The sequence below is a fragment of the Variovorax sp. Varisp53 genome (assembly GCF_059491555.1).
This window is the reverse complement of the sequence record NZ_CP168512.1, coordinates 3,218,869-3,239,816: the sequence shown is the minus strand read 5'-3', so window position 1 is coordinate 3,239,816 and position 20,948 is coordinate 3,218,869. Positions and strand designations below refer to the sequence as shown.

Genomic DNA, 20,948 nt, shown 5'->3' with positions numbered 1-20,948 from the left:
GGGGAAGGCTGGGATGGGGGCAAGCGGCGCCTGCCAGACCCCCGCGATCGATCGAGCGCCGCGTGCCCCCACCCCGACCCTCCCCGGGGAGAGGACGCGGGATCACTTCCACGCAGCGAGGAACGCCAGCATGACCTTTGCGGAGTTGTCCGCCGCAATGCCCATGAAGGTGCCCATCTCGTTCTCGCCGTCGCCGCCGCCCGCGAGGTCGCTGAGCGAGCGGAAGGCGATGTAGGGCACGCCATTGGCATAGGCGACCATGCCCACGGCCGCGGTTTCCATGTCGAGCACGTTGGCCTGGAAGGTCTTGTAGGTGTATTCGCGGTAGGCCTTGTTGTCCATGAAGGCCTGGCCCGAGACGCCGTTGCCGCCGACCACCAGCTGCGGCTTGCGCGGCAGGCACTTGCCGGCGCTGCAGTTGGCAAGGTCTACGCTGCGGATGCCGCGCGCCACGTCGAGCATTTTCGGGTCGGCCTCGAACCAGAACTTGCGCACGATCTGCGGATGCGCCGCCGAGCGCACCTCCACTGGGCGCGGATGCATCATGCCGAAGTTCGGCAGTGTGGCGTCGGTGATGAAGGGCGGCGCCGTGAACTTGCCGGGCGCGGTTTCGCGCGCCATCAGCACTTCGAGGTACTGGCCCCACTGGGCCGGCACCGTGACGTCGCCGACGTGCAACGACGGATTCACGCCGCCCGCGATACCGCTGAACACGATGTTCGTGACACGGAATCGGTCGAGCACGAGCTGTGTGTTCATCGTCGCGTTCGTCATGCTGATGCCCGACAGGAACAGCACCACGGGCTTGCCTTCGAGTGTGCCGGTGGTGAATTCCACGCCATTCACGCTGTGCTTCACCGGGCCTTGCAGGCGCGTCAGCAGCAGCTTGAGCTCGGGTTCGAAGGCCGAGAGCACTGCGATGCGCGGCGTGTCGTCCAGGCGCGTGCTGCTGTTGGTACTGACGACATCGGGCGACCTGTAGACGCCGACGCAACCCGAGAGCACGAGGCCGAGCGTGGCGGCAAGCACCGGACCCCGCAGGCGTTGCAGCAATGAAGTGTGGTGGGTCGTCATGAGTTGGTGGGTGGTAGTGCAGGGCGATGCGCGGCATCGGGCGCGGCGATCCAGGCCTGCAGCGCCGGAACGCGCGGGTGCTTCGGCGCCAGGCCGACGAAGGTGGTGTAGGCGGCGAGCGCCTTGGCGTCGTTGCCGGCCTGCAGCTGCGCATCGCCGAGGTTCAGGTAGGCGAGGGCGCGGCTGCCGTCCATGTCGATGGCCTGCTCGAACCAGCGCGCAGCCTCGACCGGCTTGCCGCGCTTGAAGTACAGGAAGCCGAGGTTGTTGGCCGCCAGCGCGAAGCGCGGCTGCTGCTTGAGCGCTTCGGTGAAGGCGGCCTCGGCCTCGTCGTAGCGGCGCTCGCGGTACAGCTGCAGCCCGCGGTCGTTGGCGCGCTGGGCCGCCACGCGCGGCGGCAACGGCGCGGCGGCCGGCATCGTCAGCTTGGCCTCGGCGCCGTCCAGGTTCTTCACCACCACCTCGATGGCGGCGGCGGCCTTGGGCGTCGCGGCGGCGGCATGCACGGCCTGCTCGTTGGCCTGGTCGATGCGCTTGTTGACCTGGCTGGCCGCGGCATCGAGCTGCACGACGTCGCCGCTGAGGCCTTCTCGTTCCGTCGGCAGCGCGAACACGAACTCGCCGCCCTCCGAGCCCGGCAGGCTGCCGAAGGCCGGCGTCTGCCGCGCAATGGCCGAGACGGCAGGCGCCACGTAGGCCGCGAGCTCGGTGCTGGTGATGACGCCGTCGCCATTGAGGTCGGCCTTGCCCGACAGCGCCTGCAGCACCGTCCAGGTGAAGACCGAATGACCGCCGGGGCCGTCGTCGGCCACCTGCTGGTCGGCGCCGCCCGCGGTGATCATCTGGCGGCCGATGCGGCGCGCGTTGTCGCTCAGGAAGTTCTTGCTGCCGCGCGGCCCGCCGCCCCGCGTGAGGCCCAGGCCCGAGTAGCAGGCGTCCACCATGAACAGCACATGCTTGGCCGACAGCGCTTCGGCCACTTCCTGCAGCTGCGGCATGGAGATGGCATCGGCCGACAGGTCGTCGAGCGACGCATCGACCGGGATGATGTAGCCGACGTCGCGCCCGCTCGCGAGCTTGCGGGTGCTGCCGTGCCCGGCGAAGAACACCAGCACGCGGTCGTCGCGTTTCACGCGCTTGCTGTCGGTCAGCTTGTCGTTGAGCGTGCGCAGGATGTTGGCGCGCGTGGCGTCGCCGTCGTACAGCGCCGTGACGTTCTCGGGCTTGAAGCCGAAGCGCGTGACCAGTGCCTGTTCCATGGCCTTGCCGTCGAGCACCGCGTGATGCAGGCCGGGCCACTTGGCGTACTTGTCGATGCCGATCACCAGCGCGTAGCTTTCGCGATAGAGCGTATCGCCGGCAGCGGCGGTGGCAATGCCGTCGTCCGGCGCCGCGCGCTTGGGCGCATTGACGACGAACTTGCCGTCGCGCCAGGTGGCGAAGCGGTAGCCGTCGGCCACCAGCTGGTCGAGCACCGTCGGCAGCGCCTGCACGGTGCGGCCCTGGATGTCGTGGAACAGGATCACGCCGTGCTTGGCCTTGTCGACCTCGGCCAGCACGCGGTCGGCGATCGACTTGGGCACCGGGTCGGCCCAGTCCATGGAGTCGACGGTCCACATCATCGAGCGCAGCTTGAGCGCCTCGACCGTGCTGAGCTTGTCTTCGTTGCGCGCGCCATAGGGAAAGCGGAACAGCGTTGATTGCGGGCGGCCGGTGACGTCGAGCAGGGCCTCGGTTTCGGTGGCTTCGGTGCGCACCGCGTCGTCGCTCATCTTCGCCATCATGCCGTGGCTGAAGCTGTGGTTCGCGAGCACATGCCCCGCGGCCAGCACGCGCTTGGCCACGGCGCCGTTGGCGCCGAGTTGGGCCTTGCCCTGGGCATCGAGCTTGCCGAGGTTCTGGCCGAGCTCGAAGAAGATGGCCGGCGCGTCGTAGCGCTTGAGGATCTCGAGGATCTCGTCCGTGTGCTTGGCGTGGGGGCCGTCGTCGAAGGTCAGCACCACGGTCTTGGGAGGCAGCGAGGTGCCGAAGATCTCGCGCGAATCCGCGGCGCTTTCCTTGGCGCTGCCCGCGGGCTGGGTGTAGGGGACGATGGCGCCGAAGTCCTTGAGGATCTTCTCGCGCGAATAGATGCCCTGGAGCTTGGCCACGTAGTCGGCCCATTTTTCCCGCTTGGGCTCGATGCCGCGCTGCGCGAAGCGGCCGAACACGTCCTTCAGTTCACGGTCGTAGGCCTGCTCGATCTCGGCGAGCACGGCCAGGTCTTCGCTCGCGCGGCGACCGAGCTTGAGGCCGGACAGCGACTGCGCCTGGCCGTAGCGCGTGCTCAGCTCGCCGAGGAATTCCTTGAACGCGAGGCGGTCGGCATCGAACCAGCTCGGCTCGCTTTCGATGCGGTCCAGCAGCGCGTTCAATGCGGGCACCGTGGCCGGGTCGGAGTCCTCGCCGGCCTGGGCGACCAGTGCGCGCTGGCGCTCCTGCATGTCGTGGAACAGCAGTTGCCCAACGGCGCCGCCTGCGCGCTTCTCGGCCGCGTCGAGCGTGCGCTCGCCGGTCATCAGCACGATCATCTGCCGGTGGGCGGCGAGCAGGGCATCGGCACGCTCCTGCAGCTGGGGCGGGATGCCGACCGGCGCCGCGGCCACCGGGGGCGCTGCCGCCGATGCGGCCATTGCAGGGGGCGTGGCCACCGCGGCGGGCGCCGCCGCAGCCACGGGCTGCTCACGCTGGCACGCGGCGAGGCCGAGCGCCAAGGCCACGACAGCCACGGCCTGGCTTGCGGTCTGCCACCGCACACGATTCATTTGCATTCGACGATGCCTACTTTGCGGTGGATTTGGGCTGGCTGTCGTCCACCTTCACTGTGAACTTGCCCGAAAGAATGTCGGCCTGCCTGGCCTTCACCTTGGCGACGATGTCGGCCGGCACCTTCTTCTCGAAGGTGCCCAGCGGCGCGAGCTCGGAGCCCTTGTGCTTCATCTGCGCGTACACACCGTAGTCCTCGGCCGCGAACTTGCCTTCCTTCACGAGCTTGATCGCGCGGTCGGCGGCGGGCTCGAAGTTCCACAGGGCCGAGGCGACCACCGTATCGGGGTACTGGCTTTGGGTGTCGATCACGTTGCCGATGGCGAGCTTGCCCTTTTCCTTGGCCGCGTCCGAGACGCCGAAGCGCTCGGCGTACATCACGTCGGCGCCTTTGTCGATCATGGCGAAGGCCGCTTCCTTGGCCTTCGGCGGGTCGAACCAGCTGTTGATGAAGCTCACGCTGAACTCCACCTTGGGGTTCGTTTCCCTGGCGCCCGCCATGAAGGCGTTCATCAGGCGGTTGACCTCGGGAATCGGAAAGCCGCCGACCATGCCGATGCGGTTGCTCTTCGTCATGCCGCCCGCGATCATGCCGCTCAGGTAGGCCGGCTCCTGGATGTAGTTGTCGAACACGCTGAAGTTGGGCGCCTGCGGCTTGAGCGACGAGCCCATCAGGAAGGCCACCTTGGGAAAGTCCTTGGCCACCTTGCGTGCAGCCGCTTCCACCCCGAACACCTCGCCCAGGATCAGCTGGTTGCCGCCGGTGGCGTACTCGCGCATCACGCGTTCGTAGTCGGCGTTGCTGACGTTCTCGGTGGCCTTGTATTCGATCTCGCCGCGCGCCTCGGCCGCCTTCAGCGCCTTGTGGATGCGGCCGACCCATTGCTGCTCGAAAGGCACGGTGTACACCGCCGCCACCTTGAGCTTGGCCTGCGCAAGCGCAAGGCCGGGCGCGCCGGCCGCAAGCGCTGCGGCGATGGCGACGGAACGAATGATCAACTGACGGCGTGCTGTCACGGTGCTTCTCCTCGGTCTATGAAAAAAACGTGGCCTCGATGGCGCATCTGTTCGGGGAACACCGCGGAACCGGCTTTGCCGGGCCGCTGGTGTTGCCCCGGTAGGGGGAAGGCGAAGCGACACGAAGTGCGCGCAGCCTGGGGGCGAGCCTTACTTCGTGCCGAAGATCCGGTCGCCCGCGTCGCCGAGGCCGGGCAGGATGTACCCGTGGCTGTTCAGCTCGCGGTCGATCGCGGCCGTGTAGATCGGCACGTCGGGATGGGCCTTCTGCATGGTCGCGACGCCTTCGGGGCAGGTCAGCAGGCAGACGAACTTGATCGACTTCGGGTTCAGCTCTTTCAGGCGCTCGACTGCGGCCACGGCCGAGTTGCCGGTGGCCAGCATCGGGTCGACCACGATCACGTCGCGGTTCTCCATCTCGCCCGGCATCTTGAAGTAGTACTCCACGGCCGTCAGCGTCTTGGGGTCGCGGTACAGGCCGATGTGGCCGACGCGCGCGCCCGGCACCACGGTCAGCATGCCGTCCAGGATGCCGGTGCCGGCACGCAGGATCGACACCAGCACCAGCTTCTTGCCGTCGATGACCTTGGCCTGCATGGTCTCGAGCGGGGTTTCGACCTCGATGTCCTGCATCGGCATGTCGCGCGTGACCTCGTAGGCCATCAGCATGCTGATTTCGTTGAGGAGCCGGCGGAAGCTGTTGGTGGACGCATCCTTGCGGCGCATCAGGGTGAGCTTGTGCTGGACGAGGGGGTGGTTGACGAGGTGGACGTTGCTCATTGGAATTTTTTCTATCGTTGCTGAAAACCGGGAGTCTAGAAGACAGTGCCGTCGCTCTCGATCAGCAGAGGCGGAGCACCGTCACGCAAGCGCTGTGCCAGAGCCCGGCCCGCCGCCCAGGTGCCGCCTTCCAGAACGCAGGCCAGCGGCAGTTCTTCCTCGGTGCGGTCGAGCACCTTGCGCACGCGCGGCGCCACCTCGTCGAGCAGCGCCACGGTCAGCGCGCGCCATTCGACGATGAATTCGTCGCCCACCTTCCAGCGGCGTTCGAGGAAGGCCGGGTCCTTCGGCACGATCACGCCGCTGTCGATCAGCAGGCCGCCGTTGCGGTACTCGGGCAGGGCGGTGAGCGCGTCGAGGTGCCGCACCTTCACGCCGGCCCACTCGAAGGGCTCGAGCAGCGAGTACGTGAGCCACTGCGAAAGCTTGTGAAAGGGCATCCAGCCGTTGGTGAGGCCGGGTCCGCGCACCGCGCTGTGCCGCCAGCAGTCCCCCAGCGCCAGCGCCGGGTCGCCCGAGCCGATGCCGCCTGCGCTGTCGCTGCCGTCGGCGGCAATGCTGTCGACCGCGTTGGCCGCCGGCCAGATGCGCGAGAGCGTCTCCAGCAGCAGCGAAAGAATCTGGTGGGCGGTGATCTCGGCGGTGGGCGGCGTGGCGGCGCCGAAGGGGGCCACGAGGGCGTCGAACATGCCGGCGGGGCGGCCGTCCTCGCCGAAGGTCTCGGGCTGCTCGCTCATCGCTTCGCCAAGCCGGCGCAGCAGCACCGCGCGGCCCGCAAGGCCCACCAGCGGATTGACTTCGCTGACCTGGAATGCGTCGCCGAGCCGGTCGGTGACGAGGCCGCGCAGGCCGGCCGCATCGGCCTGGCAGGGATGGTCGGGGTTCGACGAGAAAAGCCCGCTGGTGAAGGCGTGGAAGCTCGCCACGCCCAGCCCTTCGGAACGCGTGAAGCGCGCGCCCGTGGCCGGCTCGGTGTAGCCCCAGTCGGGGCCTGCGCCGGCGTCGAGCAGAACGCTCACCAGCACGAGGTCGATGTGCGCGCGGGCGCGCTGCCGAGCATCGATGCGCGGACCGAGCAACTCGTCCAGTTGCTTCAGCCGGTCGACGCCCCCCGCCTCGAAATGGCGCCAGCGGCTGTGGTAGGGGATGGTGTCCCACGGATAGCGCTCGCGCGTGACCTCCGCGACGGTGCGCGCGGCGTCTTCGAGCGTGTCGTCGCCGCCGATGCGGAACCACTGCGATTCGCCCCGTCGCGCGCGCGCCAGCAGGGCGCCCGCGCGCTGCCGGATGGCGGCTGTGGTGCGCAGCAGGCTGGCCGCGCCGGCGGGGTGCGCAGTGTCGGCCGTGAATTCGATGGATGGGTCGATCTCGCCCGCGCCGCCCGGCGGCAAGCTGCCCGATCCGTCGACCGGCATGTTGTCGAATTTGTCGTGGCTGCTGCTCATTCGGCGAGTCCCCGGCCTTTGGCCTTCTTGAGTTCGTCGGCGTCCGGCACCGGTCCGGGCGTGAAATAGCCGGCGGCCATCTTCGCGTCCATCTCGACGCGGGCATCCGCCGGGATCAGCTCGTCGGGAATGTTCACCCGCTCGCCGATCTCGATGCCCGAGCCGGTGATCGCGTCGAACTTCATGTTGCTCATCGACACGAGCCGATGGATCTTCTTGATGCCGAGCCAGTGGAAGACGTCGGGCATCAGCTCCTGGAAGCGCATGTCCTGCACGCCGGCCACGCACTCGGTGCGCGCGAAATACTGGTCGGCCGTGTCGCCGCCGACCTGGCGCTTGCGCGCGTTGTAGACCAGGAACTTGGTCACTTCGCCGAGCGCGCGGCCTTCCTTGCGCGAGTAGGCGATCAAGCCGACGCCGCCGCGCTGCGCACCCTGGATGCACTCCTCGATGGCGTGCGTGAGGTAGGGCCGGCAGGTGCAGATGTCGGAACCGAACACGTCGGAGCCGTTGCACTCGTCATGGATGCGCGCGGTGAGCTCAACGTCGGGATTGGCCAGGTCGCGCGGATTGCCGAAGATGTAGAGCGTCTGCCCACCGATGGGCGGCAGGAACACTTCGAGGTCGGAGCGCGTGACCAGCTCCGGATACATGCCGCCAGTTTCTTCGAACAGCGTGCGGCGCAGGTCGGTCTCGGAGCAGCCGAAGCGGCGTGCCACCTCGGGCAGGTACCACACGGGTTCGATCGCAGCCTTGGTCACCATCGCTGCGCCGCCGGCGGTGAGGAACTTGCCATCGGCCTTGAGGCGGCCGCTCTGCAGCGCCTCGATCACCTCGGGCAGGATCACATGGGCCTTCGTGATCGCGATGGTCGGGCGGATGTCGTAGCCCGCCGCGAGTTCTGCAGAAAACACATCGGCCACCAGCGCGCCCCACGGGTCGAGCGACACGATGCGGCCCGGATCGCTCCACTGCGGATACGGGCCGATCACGTCGGTCGGCGCGGTGTTGGTCAGGTCGGCCTTGTGCTCGCGCTTGAGCGCCCCGGCCGCCACCGCGAGTGCGCGGTACACGCTGTAGGAACCGCTGTGCGTGCCGATGACGTTGCGGTGCGCGCGCTTGGTGGTGGTGCCGACGACCGGCCCTCGTTCGGTGGCGGTGGCCGCGCCCCACTGGATGGGCAGGGCACCGAAGCCACCGGCGTGCGAGGTGAGCCGGATGTGGCCGGTCGACGTCGAGGGATGGAGCGGGGGGAGGGGCGTGACGCCGCCGGGGACGGAAGGGATCGTTGTACTGTCTGCAGACATTGGAGGCCCTCAAAAAACACAATGTACCGATGGCGTGTGGCGCTTGCAAGCGGGTGGCTTGGGCACAATCAGCCGGAATCTTTTTTCGATGCGGCTGTAACCGGCCGGCCCGATGGCACGAAACACAATAGGCAGCAGGATGAACCCGAGCGACGCGGAAGCGGCGCTGCGCAGCCTGTTCCTTCGCGGCCTCGACGGCGACGCGAAGGCCTACCGCGACTTCCTGCAGCGACTCAGCGCGCACCTGCGCGCCTTTCTGGGCAAACGCCTCTTTGGCTGGCCCGATGAAGTGGAAGACCTCGTCCAGGAATGCCTGCTCGCCATGCACAACCAGCGCCACACCTACCAGAGCGACCAGCCGCTGACGGCCTGGGTGCATGCGATTGCGCGCCACAAGATGATCGACCTGCTGCGCGCCAAGTCGGTCCGCGAAGCCCTGCATGACCCGCTGGACGACGACCTGGCCGTGTTCACCGAATCGGCCGAGGAGGCCAGCGATGCGAAGCGCGACCTCGGCGGCCTGCTCGAAACCCTGCCCGAGCGCCAGCGCCTGCCGATCGTGCACGTGAAGATCGAAGGCCTGTCGGTGGCGGAAACCGCGAGCCTGACCGGCATGTCGGAGTCGGCCGTGAAGGTCGGCATCCACCGCGGGCTCAAGGCGCTGGCGGCCCGGTGTGGCAGCAATTGGGGAAGTGCGGCATGAAGACTGACGATCTCGTCGCGATGCTTGCGAATGGCGAGGTGGCCGCGCCGCGCCGCCGCGCCGGCTGGCGCATCGGGCTGGCGGTGCTGATGGGCCTGCCGCTCTCGTTCGCGATCCTGTTCGTCGGGTACGGCGTGCGGTACGACATCGTGCAGGCCATGTTCTGGCCGATGTTCTGGGTCAAGGTGCTGTTTCCGCTGTGCATCGCAGCGGCCGGCTTCGTGGCCGTGGAGCGGCTTGCGCGGCCGGGTGTGGCGCCGCGGCGCGCCTGGGTCGGCGCGGCGGTGCCGGTGCTCGGGGTGTGGGCGCTGGCGGTGGCCGCCTGGTTCACCCTGCCGATGGAAGAGCGCATGCCCTCGCTGATGGGGCAGTCATGGCGCATCTGCGCGCTGAGCATCGGGCTGATGGCGCTGCCGGTGTTCGCGGCCACGCTGGTGGCGCTCAAGGGGATGGCGCCCACGCGGCCGGCGCTGGCGGGGGCCGCGGCCGGGGCGCTGGCCGGAGGCGTTGGTGCCGCGATCTATGCGCTGCACTGCATGGAACTCACCGCGCCGTTTCTCGCAGTCTGGTACGTGAGCGGGATCGCGGTGCCTGTGCTGGCCGGCGCCGCGCTGGGGCCGCGCCTGCTGCGCTGGTAGTCGGCCCGGTTTTTCCTCCTCAGCGCTTCTTGCTGCCGAAGATCCCGCCCAGCACCCCGCGCAGGATCTCCTTGCCCACCGAGGTGCCCATCGTGCGCACCGCCGACTTGGCCATGGTCTGCACCAGCCCGTCGTGCTTCGCGCCGCGCGGGCCGGTGGTGCCGAAGAGCATGTCGTTGAGCATGCCGCCCATGCCGGAGCCGGACGATTCGGCCGCGGGCTTGCCACCCGTGCCAACCGCGGGCGCGTCGGGTGCGCTCTCGGCGCGGCCCTTGAGCTTTTCGTAGGCCGATTCGCGGTCCACCGTCTTCTCGTAGACGCCCGCGACCAGCGAGCCGGCGACCAGTGCCTTGCGCTGGTCGGGCGTGATCGGGCCGAGCTGGCTGCCCGGCGGCAGCACGAACACGCGTTCGGTCACGCTCGGACGGCCCTTTTCGTCGAGGAAGCTCACGAGCGCCTCGCCGACCGCGAGTTCGGTGATGGCGGTTTCGATGTCGAGGCCCGGCTTCTGGCGCATGGTGCTGGCGGCCGCCTTCACGGCCTTCTGGTCGCGCGGGGTGAAAGCGCGCAGCGCGTGCTGCACGCGGTTGCCCAACTGGGCCAGCACCGTATCGGGAATGTCCAGCGGGTTCTGCGTGACGAAATACACGCCCACGCCCTTGGAGCGCACCAGGCGCACCACCAGCTCGATGCGTTCCACCAGCGCCTTGGGTGCCTCGTTGAACAGCAGGTGGGCCTCGTCGAAGAAGAAGGCCAGCTTGGGCTGCTCGGGATCGCCGATTTCGGGCAGCTGCTCGAACAGCTCCGACAGCATCCACAGCAGGAAGGTGGCGTACAGGCGCGGCGAGTTCATGAGCTTGTCGGCTGCGAGGACGTTGATGACCCCCTTGCCGCCCACGGTCTGCATGAAGTCGGCGATGTTGAGCATCGGCTCGCCGAAGAACTTGTCGCCGCCCTGGGTCTCGATCTGCAGCAGGCCGCGCTGGATGGCGCCCACGCTAGCGGCGCTGATGTTGCCGTACTGCGTAGTGAACTGGCTCGCGTTCTCGCCCACGTACTGCAGCATGGCGCGCAGGTCTTTCAGGTCGAGCAGCAGCAGGCCGTTGTCGTCGGCGATCTTGAACACCAGGTTCAGCACGCCGGCCTGTGTTTCGTTCAGGTCGAGCATGCGGGCCAGCAGCAGCGGACCCATGTCGGAGATGGTGGCGCGCACCGGGTGGCCCTGTTCGCCGAACACGTCCCACAGCGTGACGGGGCAGGCGGAGGGCTCGGGCAGGTCGATGCCGCGTTCTTTCAGCGTGGCGGCCAGCTTGTCGCCGATAGTGCCTTTCTGGCTGATACCCGTCAGGTCGCCCTTGACGTCGGCCATGAACACCGGCACGCCGATGCTGGAGAGCTTCTCCGCGATGGTCTGCAGGGTGACGGTCTTGCCGGTGCCGGTGGCGCCGGTGATCAGGCCGTGGCGATTGGCCAGGCTGGGGAGAAGATTGCACTCGATGGCTTCATGCCGTGCGATCAGAAGGGGGTCGGCCATGGGGCGCTCCGGGTCGTATCGAAGCGGGTAGTCTAGGGCCCTTGCACAGGGCGAACAGGCCCTAAGCGGCACTCCTATAATCCACGACCCGCACGGTAGTTCAGGAAAAAGTTTCAGGAGGTTTTTTTGTCATCGACTGCTCAGCCCCCCATTCCCGCCACTGGCGATGCCTCCGAACAGTCGCCGATCGAAAAAGAGCTGGCCGTGCTGCTCGTGAGCGCGCTGAATCTCGAAGTGGCCCCCGAGGATATCGTGCCGACCGAGCCGCTCTATGGCGAAGGCCTGGGACTCGACTCCATCGACATCCTCGAAGTGGCGCTCGAAGTCTCGCGTCGCTATGGGTTCCAGCTGCGTTCGGACGACGAACGCAACCAGCAGATTTTCCAGTCGCTGCGCACGCTCGCGACCCACGTCGCCCAGCATCGCGTGGCTTCCTGATCACATGTCGCGATGGCGAATAGCACTCCTGTTGGTGGTGGGGGTTGCATATGCCGGCCTCTCTCACTGGATGACGCTGTTCCACGCCACGGAGCCATGGGCGGTGGTGGTGCTGCTCGGCCCGCTCTGGCTCGCCGCCATGGGCCTGGCCGCCAGCTGGTTCGGCCGCTGGGGCCTTGCCGCCGTGGCCGTGCTGGGCATTGGCGGTTTTTCGCTCGTCTTCCTCGGTGAGGCGGGCGATCCCAACCGGCTGTACGTGCTGCAGCACGTGGCCATCAACGCAGCCTTGTGCGGCTGGTTCGGCTCGACACTGCGCGGCCGCGGCCTGCCGCTGATCACGCAGTTCGCGCAGCGCGTGCATCCGCTCAAGGGCCACATGCTGGCCTACACCACGCAGCTCACGCGCATCTGGACCGGCTTCTTCGCGCTGACGGTGCTGGCGTCGATCCTCATCTACCTGACGCGGCCGTTTTCCGAGTGGTCGCTGTTCGCCAATGTGCTGTCGCCGGTCATGGTGACGCTGCTGTTCGTCGGCGAACACCTGCTGCGCTACCGGCTGCATCCCGAATTCGAACGTACGCGCCTTGTGGATGCGGTGCGCGCGTTCTATGGCACATCGTCGGTGGACACCAGCCCCGGCGGCCAATGACACAGGCGCTGCCAGCGTGACGACAGACCTTCGCTTCCTGCCGCTGCTCGCGGACCGAGACCCCGATGCCCCCCTTGCCTGGCGCGCCGGTGTTCCCGTGAGTGCGCGGCAGTTCCTGGCCGACGTGGCCCGCTTCGCACCCGGGCTTCCGGGCGAGGGGCCGGCCGTCAATCTTTGCGCCGACCGATACGCCTTCGCCGTGAGCCTGGGCGCGGCGCTGGTGCGCGGCCATGCCAGCCTGCTGCCGCCCGACGCGCGGCCCGACACGCTCGCGCGCCTGCTCGAATCCGGCGGCTCGCATCTTTTTGCGCTCACCGATGACCCGAAGCTGCAGGCCCCGGGGATGCAGCGCGTGCTGTTCGAAAACCGCGCGAGTCCCGGCGGGGGTGCCGATCCCGATGGCGCGGTGCCCGCGATCGACGCGGCCATGCACGCGGCCAGCCTGCTCACCTCGGGCTCGACCGGCGTACCGCAGCCGCACGCCAAGACCTGGCGCACGCTGGTGGGCGACGTGGCGGTGGCCGTCAAGCGCCTGTGCCGGGTGCTGGAGCGTCCCTCGCTCGAAGGCCTCACGCTGGTCGCGACCGTGCCGGTGCAGCACAGCTACGGGCTCGAATCGTCGGTGCTGCTCGCAATGCTCGGCGGCGCAGCATTCGAAAGCGGCCGGCCGTTCTTTCCGGCTGATGTTGCGAAAACGCTGGCCTCGGTGCCACGGCCGCGTGCGCTGGTCACCACGCCGTTCCATCTCAAGACATTGCTGCTCTCGGGCATCGAGCTGCCAGCGGTCGACCTGATCCTTTCGGCCACCGCGCCACTGTCGCCGCAGCTTGCGCAGCAGGCCGAGCAGGCCATGGGGGGCGTGCTGCTCGAAATCTACGGCAGCACCGAGTCGGGCCAGGTTGCCACGCGCCGCACCACCGACAGTGAAATCTGGGAGACCTTCGGCGAGATCCGCGTGCACGCCGAGCCCTCGGCCGACGGCGGCCCCGAGCGCTTCATCTTCAGCGGCGACTTCATGCCCGAGCCCACGCCGATGGCCGACGTGCTCGAACTGCTGGACGAACGCCGCTTCCGCCTGTTCGGCCGCGCCAACGACCTGATTCACGTGGCGGGCCGGCGCAGCTCGCTGGCGCACCTGAACTTCCATCTCAACAGCATTCCCGGCGTGAACGACGGCGCCTTCTGGCTGCCCGACGAGGTGGCCGACGGGGTCGTGCGGCCGGTGGCCTTCGTGGTCGCGCCAGAGCTCTCGGCGGGCGACATCATCGCGGCCCTGCGGCAGCGGCTCGAACCCGTGTTCGTGCCGCGCAGGGTGGTGCAGGTCAAGGCGTTTCCACGCGAAGGCACGGGCAAGCTCACGGTGCGTGCGCTGCGCGAATTCGCGCTGGCACAGCTCGCGGAAGACGACACGCCAGTGCAGATGGCGCACATGGTGCCGGCGGATCACCCCGTATTCGCCGGCCATTTTCCGGGCCAGCCCCTGCTGCCTGGCGCGCTGGTGCTGGCCGAGGTCATGGAGTCGATCCGGCGCGTGCCGGCCCTGGTGGCGCGGCTGGGCGCACATCCCACGCTCGCCGCGGCAAAGTTCCTGTCGCCGGTGCGCCCGGGCGCCGCGCTGTCGATCGAGCTGCATCCGGAGGCCGGACCTGGCCGCGGCGTACGTTTCGACGTTCGCTGCGACGGCGTGGTGGCCGTCACCGGTCGCTGGACGGCCGTGCAAGAGTCCGCGTGATGAAACACGCCGACGTTGAAGCGCGCGCCTTGAAAGAGGCTGACCGGGCAGGGCAGGCGGCACCGAATGGCGAGCGCGGTGAAAGTGGCGGCTGGGCGCATGCGCCAGAGCGCAGCAACATGCTTGCGCTGCGTTTCATCGTCGCGATGGCGCTGGTGTGTGGGCGCCACGTCACGCGCCTGCTGCTGCCGCCCATCGCGCTCTACTTCCTGCTGTTCGCACCGGCGCAGCGCCGGCACATCAAGCGCTATCTGTTCAGGGCCATCGGCCCGCAGGCGGGCTGGGTCGACGGTTTCCGCCTGCTGCACGCCTTCGCGTCGACGGTGCTCGACCGCGTCTACTTCCTGCGCGGGCGCATGGACCTGTTCAAGGTCGGCATCGAGGGCAATGTGCCGATCGAGTCCGAGATCGCACAAGGGCGGGGCGCCTTCCTGCTCGGCGCCCACGTCGGCAGCTTCGAGGCGCTTGGCGCCTGCAAGCAGCAGACGCACCAGCGTAACCTGCGCCTGGCGATGCTGATGTACCCGGACAACGCGCAGCGCATCACGGCCATCCTCAACGCCATTGCGGTGCCTGAACTGCGGCCGCACGTCATCGCGCTGGGCCGGCCGCATTCGATGCTCGAATTGCGCGACTGGCTCGACGGCGGCGGCCTGGGCGGCATGCTGGCCGACCGTACGCTGCCGGGCAGCGAAGACCAGCCCGTGCACCAGCGCGGCAACAACATCGTGCTGCCATTCCTCGGGCAGCCGGCGGTTTTCAACGATGGTCCCTTCCGTCTGGCGGCCCTGCTGCGCCGCAAGGTGTTCTTCATGGCCGGGCTCTACGGCGGCGGTGCTCGCTACGATGTCCGGTTCGATCCGCTGGCCGACTTCGGCGAGGCGGTCTGCAGCCCCGCGGAGCGCGAAAAGCGCATCCGCGCGGCCGTCGAAGCCTATGTGGCACGCCTGGAAGCGCTGTGCCGCGCGTATCCCTACAACTGGTTCAATTTCCATGATTTCTGGCTCGAAGATGCGGCTTGACTGGCTTTGCAGGGCCTGCGTGCTCGCGCTGGCCTTCTTTGCCGTGCCGGCCTGGGCGGCGTTCGACCTGCCCGAGCTGATGACGCTGCTGGCCAAGCAGAAGAGCGGGGAGGCTCGCTTCACCGAACAACGCTTCGTGCACGGCCTCGAAGGTCCGCTCGACGCCAGCGGCACGCTGAGCTTCGACGCACCCGACAAGCTGGTGCGCCGCACGCTGTCGCCGCGCATCGAGACCATGGCTGTCGAGGGCAACACGCTGACGCTTTCGCGCGGCGGCCGCACCCGCACGCTGGCGCTGGACAGCATGCCCGAGCTGCTCGGCCTGGTCGAAGCCATGCGCGGCACGCTCACCGGCGACGGTGTCACGCTGCAGCGCTATTTCCGCAGCACCGTGTCGGGCTCGGCTGCCAAGTGGACGCTCGACCTCGTCCCGATGGACAGCCGATTGGCGGCGCAGGTGCGCAGCATGCGCATCAACGGCCGCGCGAGCGACGTGCTGGGGCTCGAGATGGAGTTCGTCGGCGGTGACCGCTCGGTCATGAACATCACACCGGGCAACGCGGCTCCATCCAGCGCGCCCGGACGCACCACGCCGTGATGCCGCAACAGCAGGCAGGCGGTCCGCCGGGCTGGCGGCGCAGAGCGGTCGTGCTGCTGGCGTGGCTGCTGGTGCTGCTGTGCGGTGCCGTCGTCATTGCGCGCACGCAGATCGGCGCAGATCTTTCCGCCTTCCTTCCCAAGAGCCCGGACGTGCGCCAGCGCGTGCTGATCGAGCAGCTGCAAAGCGGCGTCGCCTCGCGCACGCTGATGCTGGGCATCGAGGGCGGCAGTACCGAGCAGCGTGCCGCCGTGTCGCGTGCGGTCGCCAAAGACATGCGCGAGAGCAAGCTGTTCGATCTGGTCCAGAACGGCGACGTCGGCGACTGGAGCGAGGCGGGAGCCTGGGTGCTGCAGCACCGCTATCAGCTGTCGCCAGGCGTAGTGCCTGGGCAGTTCACCGCCGAGGGTCTGCGCGACGCCATCAACGAAACCCTGTCGATGCTCGGCACGCCGGCCGGCAACGTGATCAAGCCGTTTCTCGACCGCGACCCGACCGGCGAGACACAGCGCATTGCCATGGAACTGGTGCCCGCCAGCGCGCCGCGCAGCGAAGACGGCGTGTGGATGTCGCGCGCCGCGCCGCGCGCGCTGATGATCGCCACCACGCGCGCCGCCGGCAGCGACCTCGACGCGCAGGCCGTGGCCATCGCACGCGTGCACGCCGCCTACGAGGCCGCCACGCGCGACATGGGCGCAACGGCGCCGAAGCTGCTGCTCAGCGGGCCGCCGGTGTTCTCGGTGATGAGCCGCGACAAGATCAAGACCGAAGCGCTCCATCTCGCGGTGGTGGGCGGCATCGTCATGGGCGGGCTGCTGTTGCTGGCGTTCGCCTCGCCGCGTGCGCTGGTCATCGCCTTCCTGCCCGTGGCCACGGGCGTGGTGATCGGCACGGCGAGCGTGAGCCTCGTGTTCGGTTCGGTGCATGGCCTCACGCTGGGCTTCGGCAGCACGCTGATCGGCGAGACGGTCGACTACGCCATCTACTACCTCATTCAGGCGCGGGGCGCGGCCGTGGCCGGCACCGGCTGGCAGCGCTGGCGCGACCTGAACTGGCCGACCGTGCGGCTCGGCCTGCTGACCTCGGTGTGCGGCTTTGCGGCGCTGGTGTTCTCGGGCTTTCCGGGACTGGCGCAGCTGGGCGTGTTCTCCATCGCCGGCCTCGTCGCGGCCGCGCTGGCCACGCGCTACGTGCTGCCGGTGCTGGCGCCCGACGGCGCCACCGGCATGGGCATGCGCAGGTACATGGCGCAAATGGCCGGCGCACTGGTGCGCGGCCTGCCGCGCCTGCGCTGGCCGCTGGCGGCGCTGGGCGTGGCCGCGCTGGCGCTGGTGCTGTGGCAGGGCGGCCACCTGTGGCGCGCCGACCTGGGCGCGATGAGCCCGGTGCCCAAGGCGGCCCAGCAGCTCGACGAAATGCTGCGCAACGACATCGGCGCGAGCGACGGCGGCGTGCTGGTGGTTGCATTCGGCGACGACGAACAGGCCGCGCTTCGCAACACCGAGGCGGCCGCGGCGCGGCTCGATGCGCTGGTGGAGCAGGGCGAACTCGTCGGCTACGAAACCGTGACGCGCGTGCTGCCGAGCGTGGCGGTGCAGACGGCGCGCATCGCGAGCCTGCCGAACGCCGAAACGCTGCGCACCAATCTGGCCGAGGCGACCAAGGGCATGCCGCTGCCGGCATCGCGGCTCGGGCCGTTCCTGGCCGACATCGAGGCGGCACGCAAGCTGCCGCCGGTGGAGCGCGCCGAACTGGCCGGTGGGCCGCTCGGTTCGATCCTGAACACGCTCATGTATCAACGCCCGGGCGGCGGATGGGGCACGCTGGTCGTGCTGCACCCCGGCACCAAGTTCGACCAGGGCCGCCTCGAAGCAGCCTTGGCTGGCGTGCCCGAAGTGCAGGTGGTCGACGTCGGCCGCGAACTCGCGGGCCTGTACCAGCGCTACTTGCACGAGGCCTTCGTGCAGGTGCTGCTCGGCGCGCTGGCGGTGGTGGTGCTGCTCGGCATCTACCTGCGCTCGTGGCGTCGGCTGCTGGCCGTGTGCCAGCCGCTGCTGTTCGCGGTGGTGCTCACGCTCGGCGGCATGGCCTTGCTGCAGGCGGCGCTCGGCATCCTGCATTTGGTGGGGCTGCTGCTGATCGTGGCGGTGGGGTCGAACTACGCGCTGTTCTTCGACCAGCTGCGCACGACTGGGCGGGCCGACGAAGACACGCTGGCGTCCCTGATGCTGGCCAACCTGACGACGGTGGTGTCGTTCGGGCTGATCGCGATTTCGGACATTCCGGCGTTGTCGTCCATTGGTCGCGTGGTTGCGCCGGGCGCGCTGCTGGCGCTGCTGCTGTCGGCGGCGTTTGCGCGGAGCGTGGCGCCTGCGAAAGCGGCGCGCCGCTGATGGGAAAATCGACCCCCATGTCTTCCGCTCCTGCGTCCACCGAATCCTGGCCCTGGCCGCCGGCCATCCGCGCCAGCGCGGCATGGCATGTCGCGGCCATCGGCGCGGGCGTGCTGGTGCCGGGTGCGTTGCCGTGGGCCATCGGCGCGATCGTGCTGAACCATGCGTTGATCACCGGCGCCGGCCTCACGCCGCGCAGCAGCCTGCTGGGCCCCAACGTCACGCGGCTGCCCGAAGCGGCTGCCGCGCGCCGCGAAGTGGCGATCACCATCGACGACGGGCCGGAGCCCGAGGTGACACCGCAAGTGCTCGATCTGCTCGATGCGCACGGCCAGCGCGCCACGTTCTTCTGCATCGCCGAACGCGTGCTGGCGCATCCCGAACTGGCGCGCGAGATCGTCGCGCGCGGCCACAGCATCCAGAACCACACGGCGCAGCACCGGCACAACTTCTCTTTTCTCGGGCCGCGCGGCTTTGCAGCCGAAATTGCGCGGGCGCAGGACATCCTCGCCGACACCGTCGGCCAGCGCCCGACCTGTTTCCGCGCGCCGGCCGGCTTGCGCAACCCGTTCCTCGAACCCGTGCTGCACCGCCTCGGCCTCTCGCTGGTGAGCTGGACGCGGCGCGGCTTCGACACGCGCGAAGGCGACGCCGCCAAGGTGATGGCGCGCCTGAGCCACAACCTGCAGGCGCGCGACATCCTGTTGCTGCACGACGGCAATGCCGCGCGCACCGCCAAAGGACAACCCGTTTTGCTGGAGGTATTGCCCTTGTTGCTCGAACGCCTGCGCGCCGATGGATTGCGCGCTGTTACCTTGCCCGAGGGCCTCAAAGCATGAGCGCGGTGATGCCCTCGTCGTCGACCGACAACGCCTGGCGCGAGCTGCATGAGGCCGCGACCGTTCCCTACCGGAAGAGCGGCAGCTTCGCCTGGCACTTCGCGCGCGGCAAGCTGGGACGCGATCCGGTGTTTCGCGGCTTGCTCGAACATCGGCTGGTCGGCGCGCAGCACAGCCGCGTGGTCGACATCGGCTGCGGCCAGGGCCTGTTCGCAAGCCTGCTGGCGTCGATGAGCACGATGCAGAAGCAGGGCCGCTGGCCGTCGTCATGGCACGCCACGACGCACGGCGCAGACTACACCGGCATCGAGCTGATGCCGAAGGACGTGGCGCGCGCCGAAGCCTCCATCGGCCATCTGCAGCCCGCGCCGAAGCTGGTCTGCGCCGACATGTGCTCGGCCGCCTTGCCGGACTGCGACCTTGTCGTGATCCTCGACGTGCTGCACTACGTGAACCTTGAAGCGCAGGAAGGCGTGCTGCAGCGCGTGCGCGACGCGCTGCGCCGTGGCGCCAACCCGCAGGCGCGGCTGCTGCTGCGCGTGGGCGACGCGTCGAGCCGCCGCGGCTTCGCGATCAGCCAGTGGGTCGACCGCACGGTCACGCGCATCCGTGGCCACAAGGTCTCGCCGACCTGGGGCCGGCCGTTGGCCGACTGGACGGCGCTGCTGCGGCGCCTGGGCTTCCGCGTGCAGAGCATTCCGATGAGCGCGGGCACGCCCTTCGCCAACGTGCTGCTGGTGGCCGACCTGGAAGGGGCCGCGTGACGGCGCCGCAGACGCTCGACCGCGCCGGCATTGCCCGGCGCATTCCGCACAGCGGCAGCATGTGCCTGCTGGAACGGCTCGAGAGCTGGGACGCCGAGGCCATTCACTGCAGCACGACCACGCACGCACAGGCCGACAACCCGTTGCGCACCGAGAGCGGACTGCTCGCGCCCAATGCCATCGAATACGCGGCGCAGGCCATGGCGTTGCATGGCGGCCTGCTGGCTGCCGAGGGCAGCACGCCGTCGGCGGGTTTCCTGGCGAGCGCGCGCAACGTGAAACTGGCGGTGGCGCGTCTCGACGACGTGCCCGGCGCGTTGCAGGTGGGAGCCCGGCGCCTGTCGGGCGACGACCGCCAGATCCTCTATGAATTCACGGTGAAGGCGGACGACGGCCGCATGCTGGCCGAAGGCCGCGCCGTGGTGGTCCTGAACACACCGCTAGCTGCAGAAAGCATGACATCGCCATGAGTCTCGAAGGAAAACGCGCGCTGATCACGGGCGCCAGCGGCGCGCTCGGCGCTGCCATGGCCGAACGCCTCGCGCGGGACGGCGCCACGGTCCTGCTGCACGCCAATGCGCGGCCCGAGGCGGTCGAGCAACTGGCTGCATCGATCACGGCGGCGGGCGGCAAGGCGGAGTGCCACGTGTTCGACCTGTGCAGCGACGAAGCCTCGGCGGCGGCGTGCGCGCGCATCCTGGAAGGCGGGCCGGTCCAGATCCTCGTCAACAACGCCGGCGTGCACGACGACGCCGTGCTGCCGGGCATGCGCGCAGAGCAGTGGCACAAGGTGATCGACGTATCGCTCAACGGCTTCTTCCGCGTCACACAGCCGCTGCTGCTGCCCATGATGCGCACGCGGTGGGGGCGCATCCTGAATATCTCTTCCGTAGCCGCGATTGCGGGCAACCGGGGGCAGGTCAACTACGCCGCGGCCAAGGGCGCGCTGAACAGCGCGACCAAGGCGCTGTCGCTCGAGGTGGCGTCGCGCGGCGTGACGGTGAACGCGATTGCACCCGGAATCATTGCATCGCCGATGGCGGATGCGGTGTTCGATCCCGCGATCGTCAACCAGATGGTGCCGGTGAAACGCGCGGGGACGCCGCAGGAAGTGGCAGCGCTGGCCGCCTTCCTGGCGAGTGACGAGGCGGCCTACATCACGGGCCAGGTGATCTCGATCAACGGCGGGATGATCTGAAGAGATCCGCCG

The 20,948-nt window shown here is 68.8% G+C and carries 19 protein-coding genes; 12 read left to right on the top strand and 7 right to left on the bottom strand.

Translation table 11 applies throughout. The features are described 5' to 3' along the window. Positions 1–102: 102 nt before the first annotated feature. From ACEOAB_RS15135 to ACEOAB_RS15110, 6 genes are all read right to left on the bottom strand, one after another. Positions 103–1,074 (bottom strand): 5'-methylthioadenosine/S-adenosylhomocysteine nucleosidase, encoded by a 972-nt coding sequence (locus tag ACEOAB_RS15135; RefSeq protein WP_200955409.1) that lies wholly within the window; start codon positions 1,072–1,074, stop codon positions 103–105. Then, a complete protein-coding gene (locus tag ACEOAB_RS15130) occupies positions 1,071–3,884 on the bottom strand; it encodes a polysaccharide deacetylase family protein (protein ID WP_495652943.1) in 2,814 nt (937 codons plus the stop codon). The genes ACEOAB_RS15135 and ACEOAB_RS15130 overlap by 4 nt, the downstream gene beginning before the upstream one ends. Before the next feature lie 10 nt (positions 3,885–3,894). Next, positions 3,895–4,896, bottom strand: coding sequence for a BMP family protein (locus ACEOAB_RS15125; protein WP_413751104.1), 1,002 nt, complete (start codon positions 4,894–4,896; stop codon positions 3,895–3,897). Positions 4,897–5,046: 150 nt separating this feature from the next. Beyond that, a complete protein-coding gene (gene upp / locus ACEOAB_RS15120; RefSeq protein ID WP_007837874.1) occupies positions 5,047–5,676 on the bottom strand; it encodes a uracil phosphoribosyltransferase in 630 nt (209 codons plus the stop codon). 35 nt (positions 5,677–5,711) lie between these two features. Next, positions 5,712–7,121 carry a URC4/urg3 family protein gene (locus ACEOAB_RS15115; RefSeq protein ID WP_495652942.1) on the bottom strand — a complete coding sequence of 470 codons (1,410 nt, stop codon included), beginning with the start codon at positions 7,119–7,121 and terminating at the stop codon, positions 5,712–5,714. Then, complete coding sequence (locus ACEOAB_RS15110) at positions 7,118–8,428, bottom strand: GTP cyclohydrolase II (protein ID WP_007837869.1); 1,311 nt, start codon at positions 8,426–8,428, stop codon at positions 7,118–7,120. Before ACEOAB_RS15110 ends, ACEOAB_RS15115 begins: the two co-directional genes overlap by 4 nt. Before the next feature lie 112 nt (positions 8,429–8,540). Here ACEOAB_RS15110 and ACEOAB_RS15105 point away from each other — a divergent pair, with 112 nt between their 5' ends. Then, positions 8,541–9,131: a sigma-70 family RNA polymerase sigma factor gene (locus tag ACEOAB_RS15105; protein ID WP_413751362.1), complete on the top strand. Its 591-nt coding sequence runs from the start codon at positions 8,541–8,543 to the stop codon at positions 9,129–9,131. After that, positions 9,128–9,769 carry an NrsF family protein gene (locus ACEOAB_RS15100; RefSeq protein ID WP_495652941.1) on the top strand — a complete coding sequence of 214 codons (642 nt, stop codon included), beginning with the start codon at positions 9,128–9,130 and terminating at the stop codon, positions 9,767–9,769. The genes ACEOAB_RS15105 and ACEOAB_RS15100 overlap by 4 nt, the downstream gene beginning before the upstream one ends. Before the next feature lie 19 nt (positions 9,770–9,788). Here the strand turns inward: ACEOAB_RS15100 and ACEOAB_RS15095 are convergent, their stop codons facing one another. Then, complete coding sequence (locus tag ACEOAB_RS15095; RefSeq protein WP_413750568.1) at positions 9,789–11,303, bottom strand: helicase HerA-like domain-containing protein; 1,515 nt, start codon at positions 11,301–11,303, stop codon at positions 9,789–9,791. A gap of 126 nt (positions 11,304–11,429) precedes the next feature. On the opposite strand from ACEOAB_RS15095, the gene ACEOAB_RS15090 reads away from it, so the two are divergent. The 10 genes from ACEOAB_RS15090 to fabG all read left to right on the top strand — a co-directional run bounded on the left by ACEOAB_RS15090 (position 11,430) and on the right by fabG (position 20,936). Then, positions 11,430–11,741, top strand: a complete 312-nt coding sequence (locus tag ACEOAB_RS15090; RefSeq protein ID WP_007837856.1) for a phosphopantetheine-binding protein — start codon at positions 11,430–11,432, stop codon at positions 11,739–11,741. A 70-nt stretch (positions 11,742–11,811) separates the two neighbouring features. Then, on the top strand, positions 11,812–12,390 hold the full coding sequence (locus tag ACEOAB_RS15085; protein ID WP_235507914.1) for a COG4648 family protein: 579 nt from the start codon (positions 11,812–11,814) through the stop codon (positions 12,388–12,390). 16 nt (positions 12,391–12,406) lie between these two features. Next, positions 12,407–14,122: an AMP-binding protein gene (locus ACEOAB_RS15080; RefSeq protein WP_056590613.1), complete on the top strand. Its 1,716-nt coding sequence runs from the start codon at positions 12,407–12,409 to the stop codon at positions 14,120–14,122. Further along, positions 14,122–15,144: a lysophospholipid acyltransferase family protein gene (locus ACEOAB_RS15075; RefSeq protein WP_056590608.1), complete on the top strand. Its 1,023-nt coding sequence runs from the start codon at positions 14,122–14,124 to the stop codon at positions 15,142–15,144. Before ACEOAB_RS15080 ends, ACEOAB_RS15075 begins: the two co-directional genes overlap by 1 nt. Further along, positions 15,116–15,742: a LolA-related protein gene (locus tag ACEOAB_RS15070; protein ID WP_056590605.1), complete on the top strand. Its 627-nt coding sequence runs from the start codon at positions 15,116–15,118 to the stop codon at positions 15,740–15,742. The genes ACEOAB_RS15075 and ACEOAB_RS15070 overlap by 29 nt, the downstream gene beginning before the upstream one ends. Further along, positions 15,742–18,135: an MMPL family transporter gene (locus tag ACEOAB_RS15065; protein ID WP_056590602.1), complete on the top strand. Its 2,394-nt coding sequence runs from the start codon at positions 15,742–15,744 to the stop codon at positions 18,133–18,135. Before ACEOAB_RS15070 ends, ACEOAB_RS15065 begins: the two co-directional genes overlap by 1 nt. Beyond that, a complete protein-coding gene (locus ACEOAB_RS15060) occupies positions 18,135–18,974 on the top strand; it encodes a polysaccharide deacetylase family protein (protein ID WP_056590599.1) in 840 nt (279 codons plus the stop codon). The genes ACEOAB_RS15065 and ACEOAB_RS15060 overlap by 1 nt, the downstream gene beginning before the upstream one ends. Further along, positions 18,971–19,738 (top strand): class I SAM-dependent methyltransferase, encoded by a 768-nt coding sequence (locus tag ACEOAB_RS15055; protein WP_056590596.1) that lies wholly within the window; start codon positions 18,971–18,973, stop codon positions 19,736–19,738. The genes ACEOAB_RS15060 and ACEOAB_RS15055 overlap by 4 nt, the downstream gene beginning before the upstream one ends. Further along, the gene (locus ACEOAB_RS15050) at positions 19,735–20,208 is read left to right on the top strand and encodes a hotdog family protein (protein WP_056590593.1); all 474 of its coding nucleotides are present in this window, start codon (positions 19,735–19,737) and stop codon (positions 20,206–20,208) included. Before ACEOAB_RS15055 ends, ACEOAB_RS15050 begins: the two co-directional genes overlap by 4 nt. After that, complete coding sequence (fabG, locus tag ACEOAB_RS15045) at positions 20,205–20,936, top strand: 3-oxoacyl-ACP reductase FabG (RefSeq protein WP_056590589.1); 732 nt, start codon at positions 20,205–20,207, stop codon at positions 20,934–20,936. The genes ACEOAB_RS15050 and fabG overlap by 4 nt, the downstream gene beginning before the upstream one ends. Positions 20,937–20,948 lie beyond the last annotated feature (12 nt).

Excerpts from the sequence above, each read along its gene's own strand:
- ACEOAB_RS15135 (WP_200955409.1), bottom strand. The coding sequence starts at position 1,074 with ATGACGACCCACCACACTTCATTGCTGCAACGCCTGCGGGGTCCGGTG.
- ACEOAB_RS15130 (WP_495652943.1), bottom strand. The coding sequence starts at position 3,884 with ATGCAAATGAATCGTGTGCGGTGGCAGACCGCAAGCCAGGCCGTGGCT.
- upp (WP_007837874.1), bottom strand. The coding sequence starts at position 5,676 with ATGAGCAACGTCCACCTCGTCAACCACCCCCTCGTCCAGCACAAGCTC.
- ACEOAB_RS15115 (WP_495652942.1), bottom strand. The coding sequence starts at position 7,121 with ATGAGCAGCAGCCACGACAAATTCGACAACATGCCGGTCGACGGATCG.
- ACEOAB_RS15110 (WP_007837869.1), bottom strand. The coding sequence starts at position 8,428 with ATGTCTGCAGACAGTACAACGATCCCTTCCGTCCCCGGCGGCGTCACG.
- ACEOAB_RS15105 (WP_413751362.1), top strand. The coding sequence starts at position 8,541 with ATGGCACGAAACACAATAGGCAGCAGGATGAACCCGAGCGACGCGGAA.
- ACEOAB_RS15100 (WP_495652941.1), top strand. The coding sequence starts at position 9,128 with ATGAAGACTGACGATCTCGTCGCGATGCTTGCGAATGGCGAGGTGGCC.
- ACEOAB_RS15095 (WP_413750568.1), bottom strand. The coding sequence starts at position 11,303 with ATGGCCGACCCCCTTCTGATCGCACGGCATGAAGCCATCGAGTGCAAT.
- ACEOAB_RS15085 (WP_235507914.1), top strand. The coding sequence starts at position 11,812 with ATGACGCTGTTCCACGCCACGGAGCCATGGGCGGTGGTGGTGCTGCTC.
- ACEOAB_RS15075 (WP_056590608.1), top strand. The coding sequence starts at position 14,122 with ATGAAACACGCCGACGTTGAAGCGCGCGCCTTGAAAGAGGCTGACCGG.
- ACEOAB_RS15070 (WP_056590605.1), top strand. The coding sequence starts at position 15,116 with ATGATTTCTGGCTCGAAGATGCGGCTTGACTGGCTTTGCAGGGCCTGC.
- ACEOAB_RS15065 (WP_056590602.1), top strand. The coding sequence starts at position 15,742 with ATGCCGCAACAGCAGGCAGGCGGTCCGCCGGGCTGGCGGCGCAGAGCG.
- ACEOAB_RS15060 (WP_056590599.1), top strand. The coding sequence starts at position 18,135 with ATGGGAAAATCGACCCCCATGTCTTCCGCTCCTGCGTCCACCGAATCC.
- ACEOAB_RS15055 (WP_056590596.1), top strand. The coding sequence starts at position 18,971 with ATGAGCGCGGTGATGCCCTCGTCGTCGACCGACAACGCCTGGCGCGAG.
- fabG (WP_056590589.1), top strand. The coding sequence starts at position 20,205 with ATGAGTCTCGAAGGAAAACGCGCGCTGATCACGGGCGCCAGCGGCGCG.